This is a genomic window from Microcystis sp. M53603_WE2 (genome assembly GCF_030065435.1).
The window spans coordinates 1-3,274 of the sequence record NZ_JASJFF010001096.1; the positions used below are offsets into that span (position 1 = coordinate 1).

At 45.8% G+C, this 3,274-nt stretch carries 3 protein-coding genes; all 3 read left to right on the top strand.

Annotated features, from left to right (window positions below; translation table 11 throughout):
- Positions 1-444 precede the first annotated feature (444 nt).
- A complete protein-coding gene (locus PX481_RS23140; RefSeq protein ID WP_002762697.1) occupies positions 445-822 on the top strand; it encodes a DUF433 domain-containing protein in 378 nt (125 codons plus the stop codon).
- A complete protein-coding gene (locus PX481_RS23145) occupies positions 819-1,211 on the top strand; it encodes a DUF5615 family PIN-like protein (RefSeq protein WP_002762696.1) in 393 nt (130 codons plus the stop codon). The genes PX481_RS23140 and PX481_RS23145 overlap by 4 nt, the downstream gene beginning before the upstream one ends.
- A gap of 744 nt (positions 1,212-1,955) precedes the next feature.
- Positions 1,956-3,038: a sulfate ABC transporter substrate-binding protein gene (locus tag PX481_RS23150; RefSeq protein WP_002762695.1), complete on the top strand. Its 1,083-nt coding sequence runs from the start codon at positions 1,956-1,958 to the stop codon at positions 3,036-3,038.
- The last annotated feature ends 236 nt before the right edge of the window (positions 3,039-3,274 follow it).

Sequence of the window (3,274 nt, forward strand, 5' to 3'; positions counted from 1 at the left end):
TGCCGGCAGCTTGCCGCCAACTCACTCCTCTAGATAAGTATTTTGACTCAGGCATCTTCCTCTTTTGAGACGTTGTGACACTTAGGGTGCGGAATGTGGGATCTAATGTTCAAAATTCGTGCGTTACGCTGACGCTAACACACCCTACTGGATTGTTTCAGTGCGATGCCGAAGGCACTGCATAGCAGTACGCTATCGCTGTAGGGTGCGTTCCTTAATGCAAGTCCTACTGCTCCACCAATAGATTTTGGGGAACGCACCCTGCACATTGATTGAAGCTGTGAGTCTAAGTGGGATGACGAAGGCACTGCCTAGCAGTACGCCGATCTGGTCGCGCAAGGGGCGGACTATAATGAACGGTGAACCTGATTGGTCAGAAAAAATTGACCAATATTTGTCTGGTGAAACCATTGACCATTAAGTGGATTCTAAGGAGCTAAGGGAATGACCTGGACGGCAAACCAACAAGCGAAAATTATCCGTACAGAGCGTGGGCTAACGATTGCTGGCACACGCACTAGCCTCTATGATGTGATCGATCTCCTAAAAGCTGATTATCCTGCTAAACTGATTCGCGACACATTTAACCTCACGGACGCGCAAATTGACGCAGCTTTGTCCTACATTACGGCAAACCAAGCTCAGGTCGAGGTTGAATATCAAGAGGTTCTTCAAAATAGAGAAGAAATTCGTCAGTACTGGGAAGATCGTAACCGCGAACGCTTTGCTCGAATTGCAGCAATGCCACATAAACCAGGGCAAGAAGCGTTTTGGGCAAAGCTTGAGGAGCAGAGAGCGAGACGTGCCGCACAAAAACAATGACTTTCTTAGTTGACTACAACCTCGACGGTTATGCGCTGATTTTTCTTGGTATATTGGCAAAACGTGGTTGGCTTGAGTTTCAGTCTGTCCAATTTGTCACCTTTAGAGAGGTTGGATTGTCGATGGAAAGTAGCGATCGCGTAGTCTGGCGCTATGCTCAAGAACAGGAGATGATGATTCTTACTGCTAACCGAAATATGAAGGGTGATGATTCCCTTGAGCAGGTTATGCGAGAAGAGAACACAGAGAACTCGTTTCCAGTGTTGACGATGGGAAATCTCGATCGTTTGAGTGAAGCTGAGTATAGAGAGCGCTGCGCTGAACGACTGATCGAAATTGCTGTAGATCTTGATAATTACAAGGGGGTTGGTCGGTTATTCATTCCATGATATTGTCGGCTACGCTTGAAAATTAAGGCGATCGCAGTCTTATCGGTGAGATGCACGGCATAACTTAGCCGTTATGCGGCAAGTTTCTGAATAGATCGCAATCGCTGTAGGGTGCGTTCCCTAATGCAGGATTTTTGAGAACGCACCATGCACATTGATTGAAGCTGTCAGTCTAAGTGCGATGCCGAAGGCACTGCATAGCAGTACGCCGATCTGGTAGGGTGCGTTAATGAAATGTAACGCACCTTATCTAATGTTCAAAATCCGTGCGTTACGCTGACGCTAACACACCCTACTGGACTGTCTCAGTGCGATAATGCAAGTCCTACTGCTCCACCAATAGATTTTGGGGAACGCACCATGCACATTGATGGAAGTCGTTAGACCGCTTCAATTTTAGGGTAATAGTTGCTAAAGTCCGCTAACTTCACCAGTGAACCCACCTAGGGAGAGGTTTTTGATCGCTAAAAAATTCTTTCCTCTCCATAAAAACGATAAAATCTCTATTCTGCAAGCATAAAGAGGCTTCAGGCAAATTTAAAGGCACATTTAAGCCGTATAAATCGAATATTTCCAGTTTTTTCAGCTAATCAAGCCATTAATGGCTTGATTTCTTTGCATCTAACCCAAACAGTATAATTTTTTCTTCGATGTATTGAAATTGTTTTTTATTTCATATAAAATACAATCTCAGAGAAAATACCTAGCAATCTCCCATAAATAAACAAAGGAGCCGATGACATCGTGATCCCTGATCCTAGATCCCCAAAACCGAAAACCCTCTTACCTTTTATTTCTCTAGCTACGGCTGCCGTCGTCACAACGGGAATCGGACTAACTTTTAGTCCCCTATCAGCATCGAGTAAGCTGCTGGCAGCTGCGGATAAAGAGCAAGCTAAACAACAAACCGTGGAAATCACCCTGGTTTCCTACGCGGTGACTCAATCGGCCTACTCGAAAATCATCCCTCTATTCGTCAACAAATGGAAAAGAGAGAAAAAACAGGATGTAGTGATTAAACAGAGTTATGGCGGCTCTGGTTCCCAAACCCGCGCTGTTATCGACGGATTAGATGCAGATGTGGTAAATTTGGCCATCGGTTCCGATGTGGAACGCTTGCAAAAAGCGGGTTTAGTTAACCCCGGTTGGCAGAAAGAACTCCCCAATAACGCCATCGCCACTCGTTCCGTGGTAGCCTTAGTTACTCGTCAGGGCAATCCCAAAGGAATCCGCAACTGGCCAGATCTAGCCAAATCGGGGATTAAAGTCATCACTGCCAACCCGAAAACCTCTGGGGTGGCCCGGTGGAATTTTCTGGCCCTGTGGGGATCGGTAACTCGGACCGGCGGCAATGAAGCACAAGCGACCAATTTCGTCCGCAATGTCTATAAAAACGTGCCTGTACTACCCAAAGATGCCCGGGAAGCCAGCGATGTCTTCTTTAAACAGGATCAGGGGGATGTGCTGCTTAACTACGAAAACGAAGTGATTCTGGCCCGTCAAAAAGGAGAAACCGGTTTTTCCTATACTATTCCTCCAGTCAATGTTTCGATCGATCCGCCCGTGGCCGTAGTGGATAAAATAGTCGATAAACGCAAAACCCGGGAAGTAGCGACAGCTTTTGCCCAATTTCTCTTTACTCCGGAAGCGCAGCGGGAATTCGCCAAGGTGGGTTTCCGTCCCGTTAATGCTAATGTGGCTAAAGAGTTTAGTAAACAATATCCAAAAGTGTCGAATCTGTTCCCCTATACGGCGGTTGGTAGTTGGGATGCGATCCAGAAAAAATTCTTCGCTGATGGGGCGATTTTTGACCAAATTCAGCGTTAATTAGTAGTAGGCCGTCAGCCGTTAGCTAAGTAAGTGGTTCTGATTAATTGATCCCCCCTTAATCCCCCCTTAATAAGGGGGGTATCTGACAATTTTCAACACCTACTTACTTAGATAGAGCTTGCTGAATAAATCTAAAAACCTTGTTGGATAAGGCTTTTAGACTTTTTTGACCTCAAAAAGTGCCGACCATTGGAGGGATCGGGGGTAAAATTTAGGGATTTTTTCCCTGAAAA

Bases quoted from the DNA above. Each gene is read 5' to 3' on its own strand.
- PX481_RS23140 (WP_002762697.1), top strand. From the start codon at position 445: ATGACCTGGACGGCAAACCAACAAGCGAAAATTATCCGTACAGAGCGT.
- PX481_RS23145 (WP_002762696.1), top strand. From the start codon at position 819: ATGACTTTCTTAGTTGACTACAACCTCGACGGTTATGCGCTGATTTTT.